Genomic DNA, 23963 nt, shown 5'->3' with positions numbered 1-23963 from the left:
CAAGTAAAAAGCTAACCCCAGCATAATGCTGGGGTTAGCTGTTATTCACTACTCAACGATTTGACACGTTTTTTCGGATCTTGCAGTTGTAACATAAAGCATCCGGTTGTGAAGGAAGTACATAAACACAATACTGCTCGGATAGGCATCCGCTAATCCGCTGAATTAACCTATTATTCCCCCTAGAACATCTACTTAATCGGAGAAAATAGCGATGAAGAAAATGAAAATCACTGCCCTACTGTTGGTGGCAGCTGCACTCAATGCGCCTTTGGCATTGCAGGCGCAGGCGCAAGAACATCCAAATCTGATTATGACCAAATCAGGCATTGAAAAAGTTAGACAAAACTTAGGTGCTGTGCCTTTATTTGATGCCTCAGTACAAAGTGTAAAGAATGAAGTGGATGCTGAAATTGCCTTAGGCATCGATACCCCCATCCCTAAAGATTTTTCTGGTGGCTACACCCATCAAAGACACAAACTTAATTTCTTAACCGCGCAAAAAGCCGGCGCACTGTATCAAATATTGCAAGACGACAAATACGCAAAATACATTCGCGATATGTTATTTCAATACGAAACTATGTATGTAGATTTGCCTGTTCATCCACAAGAACGCTCATATGCTCGCGGTAAACTATTCTGGCAGTGCTTAAATGACAGTAACTGGCTGGTGTATATGGCTCAGGCTTATGACGCTATTTACGATACCCTTTCAGAGCAAGAACGAGACAAACTCGAAAATAATCTGTTTCGCCCTTTTGCGGATTTTATCTCCATTGAGAATCCACAGTTTTACAACCGAGTGCACAATCACAGTACATGGGGGAACGCCGCTGTAGGTATGATCGCCCTTGTGATGGACGATGAAGAACTGCTAGACAGAGCCTTATACGGTATCGAAGATGATGGCCTTGAATTGGGTGGCCGGGATAATGACGGCGGCTTTATTAAAATGGCTGGTCAAAAAGCTGGGTTCTTAGCGAATTTGGAAGACCCCTTTTCACCTGATGGTTACTATACTGAAGGCCCATATTATCAGCGCTACGCCATGTATCCTTTCCTGATTTTCGGTTTAGCCATGAATCATGTTAAACCTGAAATGAAGGTGTTTTCACACAAAGATAATGTGCTGCTTAAGGGCGTGGATGCACTGCTAAATTTAACCGACGCAGATGGTGAGTTCTTCCCGCTCAATGATGGTCAAAAAGGCATGTCTTACTACACGCCTGCGTTGGTAACTGCAGTTGATATTGCCTATCAATACGGTGAGCAAAATCCGCAACTATTAAGTATTGCCGAGAAGCAAAACCAAGTGCTGCTTGACCAGTCTGGCTTGGCAGTCGCCATGGGGATTCGAGATGGAAAAACCCAACCTTTTGTGAAAAATTCTATTAACTTGCGTGACGGCCAAGAAGGTGATCAGGGAGGCGTGGGTGTACTTCGCCATGGCAATGAAGACTTAACCCTAGTTTTTAAATATGCTGCTCAAGGGCTGAGTCATGGTCATTACGACAAACTTTCATTTTCCCTTTATGAAAGTGGCGATGAAGTGCTACAAGATTATGGCCTAGCACGATTTGTTAACATCGGTCAGAAAGGCGGTGGCAATTATTTAAAAGAGAATAAAACCTGGGCTAAAACCACTATTGCCCATAACACCCTGTCGATAAACGAGCAGATGCACTTCAGCGGCAAGTACGAAATTGCCAGTGAGCATCACTCTGACCTCTATTTTTATGATGACACAAAGGATGATGTGCAAGTTGTTAGTGCAACAGAGGGCAACGCTTACCCAGGTACCCAAATGCATCGTACAATGGCCATTATTAAAAACGAAGATTTCGAAAAGCCATTTTTACTGGATATTATGAAGGTTAAATCTGACAGTAAAAACCAATACGACCTACCATTTTACTACATGGGACAAGTATTGAGCGACAATTTTGAGTATAACTCCCCTACCTCCCTCAAACCGTTAGGTGAGCAAAATGGTTATCAACATCTGTACTTAGAGGGAAAAGGTAAGCCATCTTCAAGTACTACGCAGTTTTCTTGGTTAGGCGATGGAAAGTACTACACTTTGACCTCAGCCACAGAGGAGTCTGATGAATTATTACTGACTCGGTTAGGTGCAAATGATCCAGATTTCAATTTACGCAGAGATGCCGCTTTCATGCTGCGCAGAAATGGCAGCGGGAATACCACTTTTGCTTCCGTTGTCGAACCACATGGCAGCTACAGCCCCGTATCAGAATTGTCAGTTAATTCTGACAGTAGCATTGCCGAGCTGAGCATAGTGCATGATGATGACGCATATACTGCTGTATCGATTGAAAGTATTAAAGGCGTTAGAAGCCTGTTTATTTTAGCGAACAAAGACGCGGCTAAAAGCAAACAACACAAGCTTAAGGTAAAAGGTAAAGAATTCAGCTGGACTGGCCCCTATTTATATACAGGGTCTTGATTATATACCTGAGTCTGATGAGTTAGTTTTTGCTTTTTAACGAGTCAACAGTCAATAAAAAGGGGGATTACCATCAATAGGCAATCACCCTTTTTTCTTTTATTGGCCTAGCATAGCGAGTGTATTAATGATTAAGCAAGATTAGTCATCTCGACATGCTTCTTCAGGAAACTCAAATTCAATAGTGGTATGGGAAAGCTTGTATTCACTTAAGCACTCTGCCACTTCACATTTAATCGCCACGAGTTGCTCAGGCTGTAGTAGTTGCTTCAACACCAGATGCGCAGTTAGCACGTGTTGTTCACCGTCTAATGACCAGAAATGTAGATGGTGAATATCTTCAACAAACTCTATTTGTTGTAACCTTTTTTTAATTTGCAATTGAATCTGCTCATCGGGTGCGCCTTGTAAAAATAGCCCAAGGGTCAAGTTAATGTTGCGCACAACGTTATACAAAATGAATAAGGTAAACGCGATAGAAAGCAACGGATCCAGAATGGGCAAATTAACAAACATCAACACCACTGACACTATCAGCACCGCTACCCAACCCATAACATCTTCAATTAAGTGCCAATTTAGCACGCGCTCATTAAGCGTATTTCCTGCACTTAATTTGTAAGCAGCAAACCCATTTACGCCAACGCCTAGTAAGGCAAGTAGAAACATTCCCTCAGTGTGAGGCATTTCTGGGGCAAACAAGCGCGGTATGCTTTCAATCAGCACCCATATCGAACCGCACACCAGCACAACCCCGTTAAGCATGGCAGCTAACAATGACAGTCGCTTAAAGCCATAAGAAAATCGCTCAGTCGCTTGTTTATTGCCCGCGCGCTGTAAAAACCAAGCAGTGCCAATAGACAGACTATCGCCTAAATCATGTACGGCATCCGCCATGATTGCGGTACTGTTGGTTAACCAACCGCCAATGAACTCAATAATAGTAAAGGTGACATTGAGCAGAAATGCCCAGCCAATACGATCTGATGAAGGGTCGAAATGATGGTGCCCGTGGTGAGAATGCCCATGCTCTGGATGTCCGTGCTCAGAATGAGTATGCGCGCGCTTTGTTTCTTTTACTTGAGCCATGATCTGAGTTATTGATCCAATTTCTAACGTTGCGATATAACTATCACAAATCTAATTGTCTTTCATTTCCTCAATCAAAGTATGCAAAGTGTAAATGTTTAGTTTTATTGCTCTAGCACGCTTGCATTAATTGAACTTGAGCGTGCAAACTCTGTCTTTTAAACAGCCTTTACCTACTGAGAATACGCCGCTTTATGAAACACTATTTTTCCTTAATACTTGCTCCTCTAGCATTATTTGGATGCGCCACGTTGATACCATTAGAAGATGGCTTAACGCCATTCAAGGGGCAACCTGTTAATCAGCTTTTTAGCGTGATTGGTTTCCCTGATGATATAGAGTTGGTTGATAATAAAATCATTCATACCTTTCACATTGAACGTAATCATATTGGTTTGGTGACCGAGACAGAGCACGCAAACGGTTTAGAAGGCCAAGATCCCCTTATCGCCAAAGACATGATGCAGCCTTCACAAGTCAATGTTGAATGTGCGTTAACCGTCATCACAGATAAGAAAAAAATTATAGAGCAGTGGCATTATAAAGAAGCTTATGAAGGGTGCACGCCATACCGCGAGAAGCTAGCGAATTTCGAAAGTCGATAAACAATCGTACCAATTCCATTAAATTTTTGCTGAGTGGCTAAATATTTAATTGAGTTGGTATCAAATGCACATAAAAAAGCCCTCTTGGCATACTAGTGCCAAGAGGGCTTTTCATTGGTTGGAGTGATTTTAAATCATCCAAACAAAGGCAGACTAATCATTAAACTGCCTAACGATACTGCTCAGTGTTTCTTTTGCATCACCGAATATCATGCGTGTATTGGGTTTAAAGAATAGTGGATTATCGATACCCGCAAAGCCTGACGCCATGCCACGTTTAAGTACAAATACGTTCTTAGCTAGGTCAGCATTAATAACTGGCATACCGTATATAGGGCTGCCTTTCATTTCACGAGCGGCCGGATTAACCACGTCGTTCGCACCGATAACCATAGCCACATCGAAGTTTTCAATGCGCTTATTAATATCGTCCATCTCGAACAGATGCTCATAAGAAACGTCAGCTTCAGCAAGAAGTACGTTCATGTGCCCAGGCATACGCCCAGCAACAGGGTGAATAGCATAAGCTACTTCACAATCGTTTTCTTCAAGCTGAATTTGCAACTCTTTCATTACGTGTTGTGCTTGTGCAACCGCCATACCGTAGCCAGGAATAACCACTACTGACTGCGCGGCTTCTAATACATAGAAGGCATCGTCAGCGGAAAGAGGTTTCACTTCCCCTTCGATAACCATGTCGGATTTATGCACCGCCATAAAGCCTGAGAACAGTACGTTACTCAATGAACGATTCATCGCTTTACACATGATATTGGTCAGAATGATACCGCTTGCCCCTACCAGAGAACCTGCAACAATTAGGATATTGTTTTGCAGTGCAAAACCGGCTGCACAAGCCGCTAAACCTGAATAACTGTTAAGCAATGAGATAACCACAGGCATATCAGCGCCGCCGATAGGCAGAACCAACATGATGCCAAATAGCAAGGATAACGCTAAAGCAACATACAAAACCTCTGCTGACGATAAGGCAAAATCGGGCTGTGCAACAAAGGCGTACCCAGTGGCGACTATCGCCAAAACGATAATCACGTTAACAATGGCTTGGCCGCTAAACGTCACCGCACGGCCCGTGATACGCTCACTCAACTTGGCCCAGGCAACAATACTGCCTGAGAATGTCACGCCACCTATCAACAGTGCTAAAAAGGTAACGATTAAGATAAAGGCGGTTAACCCGGCACCACTTTGAATGGTCGCCCAAGCAACAAATACACTGGCTAAGCCGCCCACACCATTTAGCAAAGACACCATTTCAGGCATGTCTGTCATGGCCACTAGGCGCGCGGCAAAGAACCCAACAACACCACCAGCAAGCATGGCGATGGCAATCCATTGGAAATTCACAATATTGTTATCAAGTAAGGTTACTACTATTGCCAATAACATGGCGACAGCAGAAACAAGGTTGCCTTTACGGGCGCTTGATGGGTGACCAAGAAGTTTTAAGCCGAATATGAATAAGGCTGCAGAAATTACATAAGTGAAATTTATCACTAAATCTATATTTGATGTCATATCTTGTTCCACCTACTGCTTTTTCTTGAACATGGCTAACATTCTATCGGTGACCAAGTAGCCACCCACAACGTTAATCGTCGCCAAAAATACGGCAAACGCACCCAAGTACATGGCATATTCACCCAAGGTTTCATCTCCAGCTAAGGCCAGAGCACCCACCACTGTGATCCCAGAAATCGCATTCGCCCCAGACATCAAGGGCGTATGCAAAGTAGCAGGCACTTTTTGAATTAGTTCGAAGCCGACGAAAATCGACAGCAATAAAATAAATAGCAAATAAATGGCTTCCATTACGCTACCCCGTCTTTTGTAGTTTGTTTTTGAGATGCATAAAAATCACTGATCATGGTGTTCACCACCTTGCCTTGATAGGTGATAATACAACCCGATTGCACTTCATCTTCGATATCCAAAGCGAAGCGGTTATCGTCTTTCGACCAAAACTCGCTGATCAAGTTATATAAGTTAGCGGCATACATCTGAGTTGCGTGTTTTGCTACGCCATTTGCCCATGCGCCTGTACCGATAACATTCACACCATGAATACTAACTGTTTCCCCTGATACGCTGCCTTGAACGTTGCCGCCAGTCTCAGCAGCCATATCAACAATCACACTGCCTGGGCGCATAGACGCTATTGTTTCATGGTTAATCAGCACTGGAGGCTTACGTCCGAACAGTTGTGCAGTGGTGATCACAATATCTGAATCAGAAATACATTTGGCTTGCTCACGTTGTTGAATTTGCATTTGCTCAGGTGTCAGTGCTTGGGCATAACCTTGTCCGGTTTCCCCTGTTTCGCCTAAATCAATGTCCAAAAACTTAGCGCCTAACGAACGTACTTGCTCTGCTACCACGGTACGCGTATCGAATGCAGTTACACTTGCCCCTAAGCGTTTCGCGGTCGCGATTGCTTGTAACCCAGCGACACCAGCGCCAATAATAAATACCTTAGCTGGCTTTAATGTACCCGCGGGCGTCATCATCATGGGCAGTACAGTAGGTAAAGTATTTACGGCTTGCATAACCATCACATAGCCCGCCAAACTGGCCTGGGAGCTTAGCGCATCCATCTTTTGACAACGGCTAATACGCGGGATCATTTCCATGCTGATACTGGTTACACCCTTTTGGCATAAGGTATCCACGAATGTGGGTTCATTGAAAGGGTCCAAGTAACTCACCACAAGTGCGTCTTGCTTTAACAACGAGACTTCGTCAGCACTGAGCTTGTGCAAACTCAGAACAATGTCGCCTTTGTTCAACAACTCACCGCGGTTGGCAGCAACACTCGCCCCCGCCTCTACATATTCATTATCAGTAACGTTAATATGCTGACCTAAGCCAGATTCGATCAGCACATCAGCACCCAGTAATTTGTATGCCTTTACGTTAACAGGTAAAAGCGCACAGCGTTTTTCACCTGCTTTCATTTCAGCCGGAAATGCAATAATAGGCATAGGCCCTCCAAGTTTTGTTACAATTTGACTCACAACAGTGCACAAACTATGCACTGCTCGAGTGCAAGTTAATAATTCAGTTTAGTTATATAGAATATGTAAAAATCGTTATAAAAACGTAGACTTACATTAATTGCAGTGATGAATGTCAACTATTGTTGATTAAGACGCTCAATAAATTCTGACTCAGGAGTGATGGCGCCAGGGTACTGAATAACGATTGCCGCTGCCTTAGATGCTAGGCTCACAGCATGCTCTATCTCTTTACCTGCCAATCTGGCTCCAAGATAAACACCGTTAAATGAGTCGCCCGCAGAGGTGGTGTCAACAACATGCTCTACTGGTGCGATGGGGAGGTGGATAAGATTACTACCTAACTGACAGTAAACGCTGTTAGCACCATTTTTTATGACTAATTCGTGAATGTCATAAGGCTGGCAAAACTCTAGAATTTCACTGAGTTGCGTTAAATCATACAACTGAGCGAAGTCATCAATCCCAGGTAAAAGGATATCTGTCAGTTGATAAGCGTAATGAAATTGCTGTTGCGCTTCTTCTGGCGAGGCCCACAGTCTTGGGCGGTAATTAGGATCAAAAGCTAATTTGACCCCATTCTCTTTTAATTTTTTAAGCATTGCCCAAAATGCAGGTCGATCATCCGGGTGTATCACTGCCAATGAAATGCCTGAGAAAAATACCAAATCACTGTCCAGCATGGAATCGACCATCTCACTGTCAACGTAGCGCATAAGTTGGCGAGCGGCTGAGTTTTCTCGCCAATAAAGGAATGAGCGCTCGCCGTGTTCGTCGGTTTGAACCATGTAAACTCCAGGGTTCTGTTCACTTTTGCGTGACAAGTACTGGGTGTTCAAAGATGCCTTTTCACAGTGCTGGAGTAATTTGTCACTGACCACATCTTGGCCAATTGCGCTCATGAAGCATACATTTTGCTTCGGAAAACCACGCTTCTGATACACCGCAGTATTATATGCATCCCCTGCAAATGACTGATGCATAACACCATCTTTACCTTCGCGCAGTTCCAACATGCACTCGCCTATCAACACAACTTTTTGCATAACACACCCTGGGTATAAGTGATTAAAGAAGCCCTACGAACTTCGATCAATATTGTTTAAATGAGCTATTTTTGGCTTTTTAAAGGCTCTACTTTCGGGATTAATACCCAAATCGCCAGCATCGCAATTACAGCCAGAGAAGCACCGATAACGAAGGCCGGAGTGTAGTTGCCGTCGGCCGTTAAAATCGGCACTAAAGCAGTTAACCCCAAAGCACCTAATTTTGCTGCCATACCTGAAAAGCCAGATAAGGTACCCACCGCTTTTTTACCATAAAGATCACTGGGTAGCGTTTGCACGTTACCTATCGCTGTTTGAAAACCAAACAAGATAACAGCCATGATGATAACCGCAGTCGTTGGGCCGCCGGGGTTAGCCATAGCTAATAAAGCGGGCAACATGATCAGGCAACCTAAGGTAATGGTGAGCTTGCGGGTTTTGTCCACATTCCAGCCCGCTTTAATTCGATTTTGCGCCAATAAACCACCAAACCACGCGCCAATCATAGCGCCTACATAAGGCACCCAGCCGTATATACCAATGGCTTTTACATCCATCTGGTACACTTCGTTCAAGTAAATAGGGATCCAAAAAACAAACAACCACCAGATGGGATCAATCGCAGCAGAGGCAATAATCACGCCCCAGCTTTGCTTGCGCGACAGCAACTCCTTTGTGGTTGGGTTGTACTCGTCTTCTTCGCTAGTGGTATCAGACTCAACTGTGCGCTGACCACTTAAAATGTATGCTCGCTCATCTTCTGTGATCCATGGATGTGATTTCGGCGGAGCCTTTACTAGAATAATCCACGGAACGAGCCACAATAAACCCACCAAACCGATCACAACAAACACCATCTGCCAATTGAAAAACACGGTCAAATAGGCAATAAGGGGGATCGCAATGATGCCGCCAATAGCGGCGCCTGAATTAAAAATCCCTTGGGCAAGCGCACGTTCTTTGCTTGGAAACCAATCAGCATTACTTTTAGCTGCACCTGGCCAGTTCCCTGCTTCTGCAACACCAAGAATGGCGCGAAATATACTGAAACTTAGTACGCCCTGAGCAAAGGCATGAGCGGCAGTTGCCAAAGACCACACGCCAATAGACAAAACGAAGCCTAATCGAGTACCCACCCAATCAAATATTTTACCAAATATCGCTTGGCCAAAGGCATAAGATAAAATGAATACAATCGAAATATTTGCGTATATCTGTTTACGTTCTAAATCTGATTTTTCTGGAAAGAGATCTTGTACGATATCAGGCCAAAGCACGCTTAATGCAGAACGATCTATGTAGTTAATCACGGTTGCTAGGGCAACCAGAGACACTACCCACCAACGTAAATTTTTCATTTTCATATTTTTATACTCTTGTTTGTCTAACGTCATTATTAGACCAAAAAACGCATTTAGTGATTAAAGGACTGTATTGCCGCTTATTGTTGTCGTTACACCGCTAAGTGGAAATAGGTCTTTGATGATGGGTTCTGACGTCCCTTCAAATACGTTATCGGTTATCCAAGTTTTCGGCTCTCCAACGGTAAGTTCAAAGATCACAGGAGCTGAATTAATAAACTTATTCGCCGTTACCTTATTCACCTGAGTACCGTGCAATATCAAACTCGCTTCACTCTTATTACGCTTGCCTTTGCCAATTTCACTGAATGTGTTGTTGTTTAGCACAACATGAGGGCCAAAGGTGCTTTCATCTGTTCCACCTCGATAGACCTTGGCTATCGCCCCTTCAAGGTTCATTACCGTGGAATCCTCAATAGTGAGATATTCAACATTGTAAATACCCAGATCATCCGTCTCTTTGTTCAAGCGAAATAAGTCACCGGTAATATGAGAAAAATGGCTATTAGTTACTTGAATGTAGTCTGCAAAACTGCGATTACCTACATCAAAAAAGTGATAGGAGTGGTTAATATTAAGGTTTTCGAAAGTACTATTTTTTATTACCACGCGGTAGTTGCGTTGCATAGGTAAACGGGTGGTGCGAATAAGCGTGTTCCCTGCCGCATCAGGGGCATTCTTAGCATCAACCTGCACGCCATCCAATGTTAAGTTACCCATATTATTGATTTCAATAAGCGTAGAGCGTTGAGGGTAAATCACAGCGGTGTCTTTATCTTCCGCTTGGATGGAAAGGGTTTTGTCTAACTTTAGTATTTTCGAAACCCAGTACTCACCAGCTTGCAGAACTAAAACGTCACCAGACTCGGCAGAAGCGACCGCCTCAAACAAGGTATTGTCCCCTGGCGTCACAGAAATAGTTTTTCCCGACCCGAAGGCGACGTCTGGCTCCACTTTAGGATACCAACTCACGCCGACGTCATTTTTGGTAACTGGTTTGATATCAATGCTCACACCAAACTTACGCTGTGCTTCATCCGCCGGATACAATAGTCCATTATCCGCGCGCTTCAGGGTAATCTCGGCCTGCTCGAATCCTTTATCAAGGGTCGCTTTTGCATCTTGATTAAGCAAATTACCTTTAAACTTAATGCCACTGATATCATCAAACACGGTTATTCCGTCAGTGCCCTGAACATTCATGATCAAGTTGTTTCTCACTAATGAGTTAACTGGCGTTGCAGAACGCTCTTTGTCACTGCCTGCAGCAAATTGAATATGCTCCACATCAACTAAAGTGTTGTTTTCGATCAGGGCATTGTCTACTTGATGGTAGCGATTAATTTTTGAATTCGGTACGCCATTCATCACTGTTAAGCCACTGCCAAAGCGATAACCAGTTAAGCCTTCAAGGTAGTTATTTCGAATAATTTGATCACGATTGATCACCCGTATGCCACCCGTATGATCAACCCCATTACCAAAGAACACGTTATTTTCAACAATATTACCGTTACCGTGGCGTAAGGTTAACGTGCCTCGAGATTCGAAAAATACGTTGTTGCGGATACTGTTTTTGCCCGACTTATTTGAGATGATTTCCACTTCGCCGTTACAGCGGTCAAAGTAATTATTTTCGATGGTAGTGAAAGAATTCGTTAATGAATGATGACTCGTACCAATACGCAATGTTTCACCGCCGTTAGAGCCCAAAATAGGGCGCGGTCCGAAGTAATTATGGTCAATACGATGATAATTTTGCTGGCTAGACTCGCTAGTCAAACGCACTGCCATCGTCACACCTTTATTGCGCTTACCCACTAAGTGATTATGGTCAAACCGATTATGCCTGCCATATACCATCACCCAGCTGTCTTGTTCGAATTTTTCAGGATTACTGAAATTATCAATAACGACTTGGGTTACGCGACTGTGGTTAGCTAGCTTGTCTTTATTCCGGCGAAATGCAATGACTTCCCCCGTGGGGGTATAACCATCTTTAAAGACTAGCCCACTAACAACGAGATGCTCACCAGCTAAACGCAAGTTTGACTGCCCAGTAAGAAATACTTTACCGGGCGTTTCACCACGTAGGGTTATGGGATGCTCTTTGTTGCCTTTGGCTTCGAGTAAAATTTCAAAGTTTTGCCATGTACCATTAGCCAAAATGATAGCGTCACCAGGTTGAGCGCTTTTTAGCGCGTCTTCATAGGCTTCAGGCGTTTTGACCAATGTGTCTGCTGCCAAGGCGTTTTGACACGCGATGAATACAAACGACAGCAGAGCTGGACGAGCCAAAGAAATAAAGTGAAAATTCGCGCGCATAAATGAGTGCCCAATCCTGTTATGAAAATTAACAAACAATCTGATGCTAACCATCTTGATTGCTACATGTCTGCCGCATTAGCACAAATAGTAAGTGCGCTTTACATGTGCGGATGCAAAGCGCACTTTAAAGATGACAGCAGGGTCGAAAAAAATCGCCAAAGTACACAATAAGTGTAGGGTACAGAGGGTTTGTGTAAGTTGGCGATCTAACCCGTTACTTGTTGCATACGCCTTTTTATTCTTTCGCTCGTGCATCACTTTAATATGCTCTTGCGATATTATCCGTATACCACACCTCCAATGTAACCAATAGTCGAATTAAATGTCAAACTAATATTAACCAATTTAACAAATATGTTATTACCAATAAATTTGATATTGGTAATAATGATAGTTAAGTATTTGCTACATAGTTGTTAAAATATGCTATACCTATTTCTAAAGCGCTTGCATAATCTGCAAATGTGGTAGAATGCCGGTAAGTAGTAGATAGATAAGAAACAGAGCGGGATGTCTAAAATGAAGAGTCGTCGATTATTCTGGAATATAGTCGAAAAAATAGAACAGCTTATTGAGTCCGGTTTATACCAGCCAGGAAGCCGCTTACCCCCAGAACGCGAGTTAGCAGAAACGTTTGACGTCAGCCGTCCTACCATTCGAGAAGCGATTATTGCTTTGGAAGTAAGGGAACGAGTTGAGGTAAAAACAGGCTCTGGTGTTTACGTGTTGGCCAGCAAACATGCTCCAAAACCGTTGAATAACATTAGTGCCTTTGAGCTCACTCAGGCCCGAGCGTTGGTTGAAGGCGAAGCTGCCGCGCTTGCGGCCACAACCATCACTGATGATGAATTACGTGATTTGAAAAGCACGCTCGACGCAATGGAAAAAGAAGAAAACCCAGAACATGCTGATCGCGATTTTCATATGATTATTTCTCGTGCAACGCGTAATAACGCGATATTGCTTGCCGTTGAGAACTTATGGCAAGTACGCGATACCAATGCCGAGGTCAAAGCAGCCTATAAAGGTGTTTGTAGCCAAAGTAGTTCAAAACGGTTACACGAGCATACTGTCATATATCAAGCCCTTAAGAAGCGTGACAACCAAGCCGCTCGCGCTGCTATGCACCAGCACTTTAACCGGTTGATAAACGCACTATTCGAAGCTAAAGAAGCGCAAGCGTTAGAAGAAGTACGCCGTCAAACGATTGAAACCAGAGGCTTATATTCACTGTCGCACGTCATTAAACAAGCATAGGCGTACGTTAGTTTTTAAGTACTCTCGTACCTCGATGAAGAATTCTAGCCAATAAAAAAGCCAACATATGTTGGCTTTTTTTACATAAACGATAACTCGATTATGAGAACAACATACCACCGTTGATATCAACGTTAGTACCCGTCATATACGATGCTTCGTCAGATGCCAAGAAGGCAACCAATTTAGCCACTTCTTCAGAGTTACCTTCACGTTGCAACGCTGTAGAGCCAGCCACTTTCTCACGCACTGCGTCAGGGGTGAAAGTATCGTGGAAGCCAGTGCTGATCATGCCTGGGCAAACGCCATTAACACGAATGTCTGGACCAAGCTCTTTCGCTAGACCACGTGTAAATGTCATTACTGCGCCTTTCGAAGTAGCATAAATCGCTGCACCACCGCCGCCGCCATCACGACCCGCTTGAGATGCTAATGTCACTATGCTGCTGCCTTTAGGCATATGAGGTATACATGCGTGAGTCATCATGAAAAGTGATGTTAGGTTTAAGTCCATCACTTTATGGAAGTGGCTAAGACTCATGTCTGCTACTTTAACACGCTCAACCAAACCACCTGAAACATGCACTAGGCAATCTACTTTGCCAAATTTATCAACTGTGCTTTGTACACACGCATCAACATCTTGTTGTTGTGTTAAGTCGGCTTTGATTGCAACCGCACGAACACCAAGTTTTTCAATTTCTTCAACTGCACTCTGTGCGGTAGCTTCGCTGGCAAGATAAGTGATCACCACATCTGCACCACGGCCGGCCAATTCTAATGCACAAGCGCGGCCAATATCACGCCCACCACCTGCCACTATGGCTACTTTGCCTTTCATTGTCATAATATTCTCCACTGGGTTTTCAAATTAGTATATACATAAACTTTCAATCAGTTCCCCAAGGAGCACCGCACAGCCCGCCTAAGTACATTACCAATCCAAGTCTACAAGGCTAAACTAACTAATTAACACACTCATTGTCAACCAATTAATTAACTTTGGCTTTACCAATTGTTGTTTTTTTAGTTTTTTTGTTAAAAAGTTTACTCGAAGCTATTTTCTCAGTACTAAGAAGTAGTGCTGCTAAATGCGGCCGTCCGAGAGTATAAATACGTTCTGCGGTCATAAGCGAGGCAAGAAAAAATCAGCGCATGATTAATGCACTCCCCCTTAAGCTTGCTTGACCAATTAACTTTATCGCTAATTCGATTGACGCTATTGGTTAAAGCGATAAATAAATGACATAGGGAATGAAGCAAGGTCTGCAGACATCATGTTTAAAAGCTTCAAAGCCTGTAGTTTCATTTTATTACTCAGGCCTTGCATGTGATATAAACCAGCGTTGTTGGCGGCCATTTTTTGTACTTTAGTCACTCGTGCGAGACGCTGAGATTGGTAATTCAAAAGAGCATGGTTCATCCGTGGTTCACTTAATAGCGCTTTAGCTAAACAAGCACCATCTTCAATCGCCATCGCTGCACCTTGTGCCACAAATGGTAACATGGGATGACAGGCATCGCCTAAAAGGGCTACCTGCCCGTCTACCCAAGTTTCTAATGGTGCGCTGCCGAATAAGCCCCATAAGAAACAGTCATCCATTTTACCCAGTAGTTGCTGCACATCAGGATGCCAGTCACAGAACAAGGCACGTAAGGCTGTTATGTCGCCATCAACGTTCCAGCGTTCATCGTCCCACTGTTCACGCTCTTGCACTGCGATTACGTTAATTTCGTCGCCACCTCGAACGTAGTAGCTCACTACGTGCGCCCCTGGGCCAACCCATAAGTTTGCCTCAGGGTTCACCAGTCCCTTGGGTACGTTCTGACTTTTTATAGTGCCGCGCCATGCCACCTGCCCAGTAAATTGGATTTCGGATTGGGGCAACATGCACTTTTTTATTGAAGAGCGAATACCATCAGCTCCAATTAATACATCGCAGTGCAATTCACCACCATCGGCCAATTCAGCTTTTACTTGCTGTGCATTACTTGTATTAACATGCTTGTAAGATTTTACGCGTGCATTTAAGGTTATTTTTACCCCGCGCTCTAAAGCGCTTTGGTAGAGAATTTTGTGTAGGTCAGCGCGATGAATATGTACATAAGGGGCACCATATTTTTGCTCAATCGCAGAACCTAATGGCATCTGTAAATACGTTTTTGCTGTTTGATAATGACGCATCGTGGCATTTTGCGGCAAAAAACCAAGTGCTATTATCTTATCCTGCACACCTAATGCCGTTAACGCGTGCATGGCATTTGGGCTTAGCTGTATACCCGCCCCTACTTCTTTTAAAGCGTCACTTTGCTCAAAAATATCTACGTCAAAACCTTGAAGGTTGAGCGCAAGTGCTGCGCTTAAACCACCAATACCGCCACCAGCGATAATCACTTTTTTAGGCATAAAGCATGTTCACCATTTTACCGCACTATTTATCGCATTATTTATCGCACGACTTATCGAACTACTTATCGAACTACTTATCGCATTATAATTTTACGGATAGCTTCGCGGCGCATAACCTGTGAGCGGAGTGTATCAGTATCAAAAGCAAAAAACGCCGTAGAATACAGCGTTTACCTTAGTGATTTACACTGCGCTTAGTGTTTTTTCCACAACGTTAAATGATTTCGCTGTCGCTGGCTGCTTCTACTATCTAACTGGACATCACTAATAACCTCAGACTCGGTAAGCAATTCACTGTGCACTGCTAATAAGTGCTTTAAATGTGTCTCGCTGGTTTGATTTTCACCGTTAGCTTTAAAGCCACCTAGCCATTTCTGCTTAGGGGTCAGCGCCTCTGACCATTGGTAGGCGCTACAGAGCAGTAAAATTCCACCTTGTTTCAGGCGGCCTAACATTTGATTAATAAATAATTGCGGATCGTAAAGTACATCAAGTACGCGATGAGCAACAATCAGATCGTAATCATCAAAATGCGCCTTCAAGTTATGCCCATCTCCTTGGGTGAAGTGCAGATTGTCATAGCACCCGTTCAGATTGACGTCTCGCAAACCTACTTCTATAAATTGCTGCAGTTCACCCTCATTAGGCAATGCATAACGCAGCTGACCACGGTTTTTTAGTTGTAAAGCCTGCTGAATATGACGCGCGGTAAAATCTATACCGTCCACCTGCTTGAATATATGGCTCAACTCGAAACTCAAGCGCCCGGTGCCACAGCCAATATCTAACGCTTTAGTATTGTTGCATGTTGCGCTGCTCAACATCGTTTGGCAGTGATATAACACCTGCTGAATATCGTGCCCTTTATTACCACTGTTAACGCCATATTGATGATGCAGCATTCGACTGATATCGACTTGGCTTTCGTAGGGATTCACCTCGGTAATGGGAATATCTTCCTTATTTGACTCAACATATCTAAACCCAGCGTGTTGAAAGAAGTGCCGTCTAAAGGCATAGCGCGAATCTCTTGTCGCCTCATTGCCGGTAGAAATCCAAGAGCCGCCCTTAATTAAGTTATGTTGGCCGTCAAATGTTGGTGTCGAAAAGTCATCATAAAGAGGGTGCACCGCAAAACCATCAAAACCGTCTATGGGGCTTTCGGTCCATTGCCATACATTCCCTATCACATCAAAAAAATCGCCTTGAGGGTACAAGTCCACAGGACATGAGGACGCGAAATGCTCAAGATTAATATTACCTGGCGCGGTGTCCCAATAGGGTAAATCGCTCTTTAAGGTGTCTCTTAGGACTTGCCACTCAGCTTCGGTTGGCAGGCGCACAAAGCCTTGTGATGATTTTGCTTTCCAATTACAAAACGCTTTGGCCTCAAGGTAATTCACTTCAACCGGCCAGCTAGCGGGTAACGGGATTTCTTGGATGAGATTACGCTGGTAATAAACACCAGCATTAAGCAACCAGAAACGCGGCATAGTCGCTTGGGTATATTTCAACCAAGCCTTGCCCTCATCTGTCCACAACTCGGGCGTTTGATAACCACCGGCATCAATAAATTGCAAAAATTCTTGATTAGATACTAAGGTTTGACTTGCCTTGAAAGCGCCCACTGAAACATCTGAAATTCCATATTCGTTATCCCAGCCATAGGTGTTATTACTGCTCGGTTTACCCAGTCGAATGTCTTGAGGGGAAACATTGACCAACAGATTTTGTTGGTTTTTCGGTTTAACAAATTCGACATCAGAGCAAGCCGGCCATTGACCATTATCAGACAGGTATTGTGTGTCGAGCATACGCATGATGACCGAAGAGGTTTCTATATGAATGCCTTCATGCTCACACCCCATCAGAATAATCCATGCTGGGGAATCTTGGGTGATAGGCAATGTCAGCGGCATGTCATCGATAAACCGGCTGACCATAGCTTTCACTTTATGACGGTAGTCACGTACAGCGCTGACTGTCGGCCACTGGTAATTATCAGGGGATAAATCGTCCCACGACATTTCATCCACACCCACCGCACAAGTAGACTCAATATGCTTATCGACTCGCTCGCCGATAAAATTCCCCAACATCAGCTTGTTAACGTAAAAAACGGCCGTATGACCAAAGTAAAATATGAGCGGATGGCGCAGAGGCTCCGGCCTTAAATAAAATGCTGAGTCGTCATTAATCAAGTCAAACAATGACTCATAAAGCGCCCAATTTTGTAGGAAATAACGTTTCAATTCACTGCGCTTGGCAGCAACATTGGTTCCGCTGAGCAAGGGAGGCTTGTTCAGCCTAGGCATCTGCTCTACTTCTGGTTCAGCGATTGTGTTTAGTTGTTGTGCATGCATATGATTAACTTCTTTAATTACGTGATCAATTCTGGCGTATAGCGCCGCAAAAACTGTGTTTGTAGCCAGGTGCCTACTGATTCAAATTGCCCCAAAAAGGCCTGTTGACAATAATAATCGATTTGCTGAGGGAACCAGTTCTGCTGAGAAAATAGCGCCAATGCTCCTGATTCCACCGACCCATCGTTCTTTTGACTATCATGCAAGGAAGGTGGAAATGCTCGACTAGTAAAGGCCGGGGGCAAGTCATCTTTACTGTGCCAACTCTGAATGGCTTGTAATACATTTAATAGGATAAAGATCATATTCAGATATGGATCATAAGCAGGGCTTGTGGCCCCGACTCGATGCTCTACTCGCGCCGTCTTTTGCCAATTATGGCTATAACTCAGTACCTGGTTATTGGCTCCATAGAATAACGGCTCTTGCCCCATAGGTTGGTTGTGCTTGCCCACTTCTTTATACAAGGCAATACTGCCCTGATGACCGCCAGATAACATAAACGGTGAACTCAATTCAGCATCAAGGCCGTAATCGCTGCGCAGGGAAAGACGCTTGAAGGCATCCTCTTCAGGTAGAAATAACAAACAGCAGTGAAAACTATTGGTCAGTAAATAGTGTTGTATCCACTCGCCTAAATTTGAGTGCGGTATAAGGTTTCGACCAGTATTATCCGCCACACTTACATTCATTTGAATCGCATTAGGTATATGAACAGAGCGAGTGTCAGTTGAAAATATTGCGCCGGAACCTAGCACATATCGCCCTTTGTCAGCTGCCCAAGCGACGGGCTTTAGCAAGACATTACTGGCGCCAAAGCGGCGCATAATAGTCGGTAGCAATTGCATTGCACTGGCTAAATCTTGCGCCTCTTTTAGGGGTGATTGACCGTTAAACAAGGAAACGTATTCCCATTGCTGATGCCAAAATTCTGTTTTTAGGGCCCCGTTGATGCCCAAATCCAGCAACGACTGGTTTACTCTCGCAAAGTCTAAAGAATGCTTCGCTGACGCGGTTTCATAGACTCCTTCTAGCTCCACATGCACCAGAGGCGTTAGCCCTAAGTCGGCAAAGCGTTGCAACAATTGACGAAGCACTTGCTGGCTGATTTGCTGACTATGAGATGATACTACTACCTTTTGCACCGCGGCCCTTTCACTTTAGCTAATACCATTTTCACAACGGTAATGATGAAAACTATGACTGGTCATTACGGTTAAGGACCGAAAAAGTTTGTCGTTAATTGCATTTTATTATCCAGCCCTAGCTTTGGCGGATTGTTTTTACTGTGTACGATGATATTTGTGTTGCTGGCGGTGTTAATAAGTAACAACTATCAGAACCACTTTTTCCACACCATAAAGCCTCCTAATACGGCAACAAGCCCCAACATAGAGAAGGTTAAAACATTGAACGCGTGCGGGTTATCAATACCGGGCAATCCGCCCACGTTCATGCCAAAAACGCCGGTCAGAAATGACAGAGGCAAGAAAATAGCCGTTACTAGAGACAAAACGTACATCACCATGCCTTGGCGATCTGCAATTCGGTTACGTACTTCGTCTTGCAATACGATTGCACGTTCACGGGCGAGATCTAAATCCTCTACATAGCGCGTGGTTCTATCGCTAAGCTCTCTCAACCTAAATGCTTGCTCGGGGGTCAAAAACTGGTTGCTGCGGTACAGTGTATCGAGGGCGTCTCGTTGCGGTGCCAGGTAACGGCGTATTGAGGCGGCTTGTCGGCGCACAGTGGACAAACGTTGACGTGCTTTGCTATCCATAGATTCTGATGTTTCAAAATCGACTAGCTCTTCATCTAAAATATCCACCATTTCGCTTATATGGAAGACCACTCGCTCAATCACTTCTAGCAGCAAATCACCAGCGCTGGATATCTTACTACCTTGGTCAATATCATTTTTAACGTCTTGTACTGAATATAATTTTCTATCTTTACGCCTGGCTGACACAATGCCCTTTTCGGTTAGCCATAAGCGCAACGAAACCATGTCTTCTGGATCTGCATCAGGGTTAGTATTAATACCGCGTAAATAAACGACTAAGCCACCATCAATACTTAAGGTTTTAGGCCGTGTCTCTAGGGCGATCAGCGAGTCAGCAACGTTTTTTGACAACCCTAGGTCATACATTGTTTGCTCTGCGTCAATCGAGTCCGACTGCAAATGCACCCACGTAAAGCCCGGTTCATTCTCTGTAGCTTTCAGTCCTAATAAATCAACAGGGCTGGCCGAGCCGTCCGTAAAATAATACGCCCATAAAAAGCTATCGTGTTGATTTAAAGACTGTTCTTGCTGATGTTGCATGGTGTTACTCCCACCGTACGATAAGTGTGGCGAATATAAAGCACCTTTTTGTGTATGCAAACCTGTTTTTTGCGCTCTCAGGGTTTAAAAAATCTTAAAAGGTGTACACTACACATATTCAGTCGTCACTTCATATACGACTTCCAGTAATGACTTCAAATCCAATGAATAGACACGCTTAACAACGTGTTTGATTGCATTCTTTGTCCGGGTTTAGGCTCAGTTTACATTCATTGATTTTTCAGAGATCCACATGAAAATAGCTATTTTATCGCGTAACCAAAATCTTTATTCCACCAGACGCCTCAAAGAAGCAGGCGAAAGCTTAGGTCATGAAGTCGATATTATCGACACACTGCATTGCTACATGGACATCAGCAGCAACCGCCCGGCCGTTCGCTTTAAAGGTGAAGCCTTACCCTATTACGACGCTATTATTCCGCGCATCGGTGCATCTGTGACGTTTTATGGCACAGCCGTGGTTCGTCAATTTGAAATGATGGGTACCTTTAGTATTAACGAGTCTGTGGCCATTAGCCGTTCTCGCGACAAATTGCGCTCGATGCAGTTATTGTCGCGCAAGGGCATTGGTATGCCTCGTACAGGCTTTGCTCGCCAGCCTGACCGTATCGATGACTTGATAAAAAATGTCGGGGGCGCTCCGGTTGTTATTAAATTATTAGAAGGTACTCAAGGCATAGGTGTAGTACTAGCTGATACACAGAAAGCTGCTGAATCTATCATTGAAGCTTTCATGGGATTAAACGCGAATATTTTAGTTCAGGAATATATCAAAGAGGCTGGCGGTGCGGATATTCGTTGCTTAGTCGTAGGCGGTAAAGTGGTTGCCGCCATGAAACGCCAAGCTGCTGCAGGTGAGTTCCGCTCAAACTTACACCGCGGAGGTTCCGCCAGCTTAGTGCGGCTTTCGCCACAAGAACGCAAAACAGCTATTGATGCGGCGAAGACCATGGGCCTAAACATGTGCGGTGTGGATATTCTGCGTTCAAACCATGGCCCTGTGGTAATGGAAGTCAACTCGTCCCCCGGATTGGAGGGGATTGAGACAGCGACAGGCAAAGATGTTGCTAGCATGATCATCGAATTTATTGTAAAAAATGCCAAACCTAATAATACCAAGACCCGCGGCAAAGGTTAGACGCTACGATTCAACCTAGGCGCGCTTTGTGTAAAACCTGCTTGCGCGCCCATCCTTGAAGAGATACAACGATGCATAGATATTTAAATAAGCCTATAGTCGGCACCCTGGAATTGTGTGACTTACCAGAACTGACGATCCAATCGTTAAACGTTAGAGTTGATACTGGCGCTACGACCTCATCGCTACACGTAGACAATATTGAAGAGTTCGAACGTGGTGGTAATACTTGGGTCAGCTTCGACATTCATCCGAATATCCACAATGTGGCTGAAATTGTTCGCCGCGAAGCAAAAGTAGAAGCCATCAAGCGTGTGAAAAGCTCAACCGCCACCCTTGAAAAGCGTTACACCATTAAAACTGAAATCCAAATGGCCGATTTGACATGGGACATTCAATTGACACTTACAGACCGCTCTGAAATGACCTATTTGATGTTATTAGGTCGAGAAGCAATGGCAGGGAAATTTCTGGTTGACCCTTCACTTGAATATGAGCTCAGCGCGGGATCAGTCAATTGAATGGCTTTTTTTAGCCAGATTGAACATCATTAATATCGTTTGGTTGGTGCTATTTTCCATGAAAATAACGCCAACTAATAAGAAGAATTTACTTTCTTCGATTTGAAATTTTACAAAATAGCATTATTCCCCGCCTTGCTACACTACCCAGAATATGAACTAACTCATTGATTTTTAAACTCTATTTAAACGAACATTTGAGATGGCATTCATTCTGCTCCCTGAAGCGTAAATTATTAATCAATTTATAGGGGCAGAATGCGCAGGTCACTCGTGTTCGGGTTAACAATTTTCTTGGTCGTACTCTCAGGTACTGTTCATGCTAGAGAGCAAGGGTACGCAATTGACTTTTTAAATGGTGAAGGGAGCACGCAAGGGATCCGATTGGCTTACCGGCCTTTTACCCATCAGGTAGCCGAAATACCTTGGCTGGGTAAGGTAGATTTATATTGGGAAGTCAGCGCCAATTTCTGGGAATACGGAGAGCAAAATAGCCACCAGACTAATTATGCGGTTTCTCTGTCACCGGTTATATCAAAGCAATTTGCTACGTTATGGGACCAATACCCAGTGAAATGGGAAGCAGGTATCGGCGTGAGCCTAGTAAAAGATAGAAAATTTGCCGGTAAAGATATTGGCTCTCACTACCAATTTGAAGACAGATTGGGAGTAAAAGTTGAATTTGGTCAGAACAATACATCATCCTTGGCGTTACGATACATGCATTATTCCAATGGTGGCCTGGGAAGTAATAATCCTGGAATGGACTTTTTGAACATTGCATACGCAAAATCATTTTGATGAGTTAACAACAAGGTTAACTCACGTGATAGAAGTTAAAAAGTTGAGAAGATTGCGACAAGCGCACTCTATTTAGAAATGAATTGATCCCGGCCGCTTGTTTTAGCAACATACAAACGCCTATCTGCCGTGTCGATCAATTCTTGCAAGGTCTTTTTGCTACCGTCACTAGCCGCTATACCTATACTTCCTGTCACCACACCAAAGGGTGAGCCTTTGTGTTTAATCCCCAGCTCGCGCACATTAGCTAGCAGCTTTGTAGCCACCAGAATTGCACCCGCTATATCGGTTTCAGGTAGCACAACAGCGAATTCTTCCCCACCGAATCGGGCAACGAAGTCCCCAGGGCGCTCTACAGATTGCTTTAATACCTTGGCCACCAAGCGCAAACAATCATCACCGGCTAAATGACCATAGTGATCATTGTAAGATTTGAAAAAGTCGATATCGAACATCAACAGAGCGAAGAAACTTCCACTACGTTGGCTCAACTTTTGTTGACGCAACAGGTACTCATCGAAATAACGCCTATTACTGACTTGAGTTAAACCGTCTTGGTAGGCCATACGACGGAGCTCATCCGTTAACTCTTTTAACGCGAGGTGCGACTTAATACGATGATTTAAGGTATTGGCGTTTACCGGCTTGGTTAAAAAATCAACGCCGCCTGCTTCCCAACATTTGTCTTCAGCATCTGAATCACCATGTCCCGTCACGAATACGATGGGGATATCATGTGTTTCACTTTTTTCTTTCAACGTTTTACATGCTTCTACGCCGTTGATGTCAGGCATGTCCATATCCATTAACACCAGATCGGGTGCGTGCGTCATGCAAAACGCGATCGCTTCTCGTCCTGAGGTAACCGCAAATAGGTTGTAAGTATCATTTAATGCGTTGGATAGGACATGAATATTTATCGGCTCATCGTCGACTATCAATATTCGCGCTTTTTCAGCGTTTTTAGGCATTTTACTCACTATGAAAATATACGTATGAAGAAAAGTATTTTAATATCTGAACGATTGTAGTAAACCCACTACAGGAGGTGATTGCAAGCTTTACTGATTGATTTCAAAGCCAATTCACGACGCACTATATACTAAAGTCTGATTGACTTTAAAGGGTGTCCCCATAATTAATCAGAAAAATCTCGATTAAAAGTATAATCGCTTATAACAACAGCACTTCGCAG

Annotated in this window: 19 protein-coding genes; 6 read left to right on the top strand and 13 right to left on the bottom strand. The window is 43.9% G+C overall.

Annotated elements, in window-relative coordinates; translation table 11 throughout:
- Positions 1 to 214: 214 nt before the first annotated feature.
- A complete protein-coding gene (locus GMES_RS02890) occupies positions 215 to 2467 on the top strand; it encodes an alginate lyase family protein (RefSeq protein WP_006991071.1) in 2253 nt (750 codons plus the stop codon).
- A gap of 141 nt (positions 2468 to 2608) precedes the next feature.
- On the opposite strand, the gene GMES_RS02885 is transcribed toward GMES_RS02890, so the two are convergent.
- Positions 2609 to 3556: a cation diffusion facilitator family transporter gene (locus GMES_RS02885; protein ID WP_006991070.1), complete on the bottom strand. Its 948-nt coding sequence runs from the start codon at positions 3554 to 3556 to the stop codon at positions 2609 to 2611.
- A 251-nt stretch (positions 3557 to 3807) separates the two neighbouring features.
- Here GMES_RS02885 and GMES_RS02880 point away from each other — a divergent pair, with 251 nt between their 5' ends.
- Entirely contained in the window at positions 3808 to 4161 is a 354-nt protein-coding gene (locus tag GMES_RS02880) for a hypothetical protein (protein ID WP_006991069.1), read from the top strand.
- A 153-nt stretch (positions 4162 to 4314) separates the two neighbouring features.
- Here the strand turns inward: GMES_RS02880 and GMES_RS02875 are convergent, their stop codons facing one another.
- The 6 genes from GMES_RS02875 to GMES_RS02850 form a co-directional block, all read right to left on the bottom strand.
- Positions 4315 to 5700, bottom strand: a complete 1386-nt coding sequence (locus tag GMES_RS02875; RefSeq protein ID WP_006991068.1) for an NAD(P)(+) transhydrogenase (Re/Si-specific) subunit beta — start codon at positions 5698 to 5700, stop codon at positions 4315 to 4317.
- Between the two features lie 12 nt (positions 5701 to 5712).
- Positions 5713 to 5994, bottom strand: a complete 282-nt coding sequence (locus GMES_RS02870) for an NAD(P) transhydrogenase subunit alpha part 2 (RefSeq protein WP_006991067.1) — start codon at positions 5992 to 5994, stop codon at positions 5713 to 5715.
- Positions 5994 to 7163: an NAD(P) transhydrogenase subunit alpha gene (locus tag GMES_RS02865; protein WP_006991066.1), complete on the bottom strand. Its 1170-nt coding sequence runs from the start codon at positions 7161 to 7163 to the stop codon at positions 5994 to 5996. Before GMES_RS02865 ends, GMES_RS02870 begins: the two co-directional genes overlap by 1 nt.
- 152 nt (positions 7164 to 7315) lie before the next feature.
- A complete protein-coding gene (locus GMES_RS02860; RefSeq protein ID WP_006991065.1) occupies positions 7316 to 8242 on the bottom strand; it encodes a sugar kinase in 927 nt (308 codons plus the stop codon).
- 65 nt (positions 8243 to 8307) lie between these two features.
- Complete coding sequence (locus GMES_RS02855; protein ID WP_039986378.1) at positions 8308 to 9606, bottom strand: MFS transporter; 1299 nt, start codon at positions 9604 to 9606, stop codon at positions 8308 to 8310.
- Between the two features lie 57 nt (positions 9607 to 9663).
- Positions 9664 to 11928, bottom strand: a complete 2265-nt coding sequence (locus GMES_RS02850) for a polysaccharide lyase 6 family protein (protein ID WP_006991063.1) — start codon at positions 11926 to 11928, stop codon at positions 9664 to 9666.
- Positions 11929 to 12450: 522 nt separating this feature from the next.
- On the opposite strand from GMES_RS02850, the gene GMES_RS02845 reads away from it, so the two are divergent.
- A complete protein-coding gene (locus GMES_RS02845) occupies positions 12451 to 13188 on the top strand; it encodes a FadR/GntR family transcriptional regulator (RefSeq protein WP_011576385.1) in 738 nt (245 codons plus the stop codon).
- A 100-nt stretch (positions 13189 to 13288) separates the two neighbouring features.
- Here GMES_RS02845 and GMES_RS02840 read toward each other — a convergent pair whose 3' ends face one another.
- The 5 genes from GMES_RS02840 to GMES_RS02820 form a co-directional block, all read right to left on the bottom strand.
- Positions 13289 to 14035, bottom strand: coding sequence for an SDR family NAD(P)-dependent oxidoreductase (locus tag GMES_RS02840; protein WP_006991060.1), 747 nt, complete (start codon positions 14033 to 14035; stop codon positions 13289 to 13291).
- 372 nt (positions 14036 to 14407) lie between these two features.
- Positions 14408 to 15595, bottom strand: a complete 1188-nt coding sequence (locus tag GMES_RS02835; RefSeq protein ID WP_006991059.1) for an FAD-dependent monooxygenase — start codon at positions 15593 to 15595, stop codon at positions 14408 to 14410.
- 197 nt (positions 15596 to 15792) lie between these two features.
- Positions 15793 to 17961: a 5-histidylcysteine sulfoxide synthase gene (ovoA, locus tag GMES_RS02830; RefSeq protein ID WP_006991058.1), complete on the bottom strand. Its 2169-nt coding sequence runs from the start codon at positions 17959 to 17961 to the stop codon at positions 15793 to 15795.
- A 17-nt stretch (positions 17962 to 17978) separates the two neighbouring features.
- Positions 17979 to 19106 (bottom strand): hypothetical protein, encoded by a 1128-nt coding sequence (locus GMES_RS02825; RefSeq protein ID WP_006991057.1) that lies wholly within the window; start codon positions 19104 to 19106, stop codon positions 17979 to 17981.
- Positions 19107 to 19297: 191 nt separating this feature from the next.
- Positions 19298 to 20287, bottom strand: coding sequence for a zinc transporter ZntB (locus GMES_RS02820; RefSeq protein WP_006991055.1), 990 nt, complete (start codon positions 20285 to 20287; stop codon positions 19298 to 19300).
- A 253-nt stretch (positions 20288 to 20540) separates the two neighbouring features.
- Between GMES_RS02820 and rimK the strand changes: the two genes are divergently transcribed.
- From rimK to GMES_RS02805, 3 genes are all read left to right on the top strand, one after another.
- The gene (gene rimK / locus GMES_RS02815; RefSeq protein WP_006991054.1) at positions 20541 to 21446 is read left to right on the top strand and encodes a 30S ribosomal protein S6--L-glutamate ligase; all 906 of its coding nucleotides are present in this window, start codon (positions 20541 to 20543) and stop codon (positions 21444 to 21446) included.
- Between the two features lie 71 nt (positions 21447 to 21517).
- Complete coding sequence (locus GMES_RS02810; protein ID WP_006991053.1) at positions 21518 to 21967, top strand: ATP-dependent zinc protease family protein; 450 nt, start codon at positions 21518 to 21520, stop codon at positions 21965 to 21967.
- Between the two features lie 258 nt (positions 21968 to 22225).
- Positions 22226 to 22768: an acyloxyacyl hydrolase gene (locus GMES_RS02805; RefSeq protein ID WP_039986360.1), complete on the top strand. Its 543-nt coding sequence runs from the start codon at positions 22226 to 22228 to the stop codon at positions 22766 to 22768.
- 68 nt (positions 22769 to 22836) lie between these two features.
- On the opposite strand, the gene GMES_RS02800 is transcribed toward GMES_RS02805, so the two are convergent.
- Positions 22837 to 23739, bottom strand: a complete 903-nt coding sequence (locus tag GMES_RS02800; RefSeq protein ID WP_006991050.1) for a GGDEF domain-containing response regulator — start codon at positions 23737 to 23739, stop codon at positions 22837 to 22839.
- Positions 23740 to 23963 lie beyond the last annotated feature (224 nt).

Source organism: Paraglaciecola mesophila KMM 241 (genome assembly GCF_000315015.1).
Lineage (GTDB): Bacteria > Pseudomonadota > Gammaproteobacteria > Enterobacterales > Alteromonadaceae > Paraglaciecola > Paraglaciecola mesophila.
This window is presented reverse-complemented; position numbering and strand designations above follow the sequence as displayed.

Coding starts and splice junctions, on each gene's coding strand:
- GMES_RS02855 (WP_039986378.1), bottom strand. CDS start 9,606: ATGAAAATGAAAAATTTACGTTGGTGGGTAGTGTCTCTGGTTGCCCTA.
- GMES_RS02845 (WP_011576385.1), top strand. CDS start 12,451: ATGAAGAGTCGTCGATTATTCTGGAATATAGTCGAAAAAATAGAACAG.
- GMES_RS02870 (WP_006991067.1), bottom strand. CDS start 5,994: ATGGAAGCCATTTATTTGCTATTTATTTTATTGCTGTCGATTTTCGTC.
- GMES_RS02850 (WP_006991063.1), bottom strand. CDS start 11,928: ATGCGCGCGAATTTTCACTTTATTTCTTTGGCTCGTCCAGCTCTGCTG.
- GMES_RS02805 (WP_039986360.1), top strand. CDS start 22,226: ATGCGCAGGTCACTCGTGTTCGGGTTAACAATTTTCTTGGTCGTACTC.
- GMES_RS02820 (WP_006991055.1), bottom strand. CDS start 20,287: ATGCAACATCAGCAAGAACAGTCTTTAAATCAACACGATAGCTTTTTA.
- GMES_RS02875 (WP_006991068.1), bottom strand. CDS start 5,700: ATGACATCAAATATAGATTTAGTGATAAATTTCACTTATGTAATTTCT.
- GMES_RS02800 (WP_006991050.1), bottom strand. CDS start 23,739: ATGCCTAAAAACGCTGAAAAAGCGCGAATATTGATAGTCGACGATGAG.
- GMES_RS02865 (WP_006991066.1), bottom strand. CDS start 7,163: ATGCCTATTATTGCATTTCCGGCTGAAATGAAAGCAGGTGAAAAACGC.
- GMES_RS02860 (WP_006991065.1), bottom strand. CDS start 8,242: ATGCAAAAAGTTGTGTTGATAGGCGAGTGCATGTTGGAACTGCGCGAA.
- GMES_RS02890 (WP_006991071.1), top strand. CDS start 215: ATGAAGAAAATGAAAATCACTGCCCTACTGTTGGTGGCAGCTGCACTC.
- ovoA (WP_006991058.1), bottom strand. CDS start 17,961: ATGCATGCACAACAACTAAACACAATCGCTGAACCAGAAGTAGAGCAG.
- GMES_RS02835 (WP_006991059.1), bottom strand. CDS start 15,595: ATGCCTAAAAAAGTGATTATCGCTGGTGGCGGTATTGGTGGTTTAAGC.
- GMES_RS02885 (WP_006991070.1), bottom strand. CDS start 3,556: ATGGCTCAAGTAAAAGAAACAAAGCGCGCGCATACTCATTCTGAGCAC.
- rimK (WP_006991054.1), top strand. CDS start 20,541: ATGAAAATAGCTATTTTATCGCGTAACCAAAATCTTTATTCCACCAGA.
- GMES_RS02840 (WP_006991060.1), bottom strand. CDS start 14,035: ATGACAATGAAAGGCAAAGTAGCCATAGTGGCAGGTGGTGGGCGTGAT.
- GMES_RS02810 (WP_006991053.1), top strand. CDS start 21,518: ATGCATAGATATTTAAATAAGCCTATAGTCGGCACCCTGGAATTGTGT.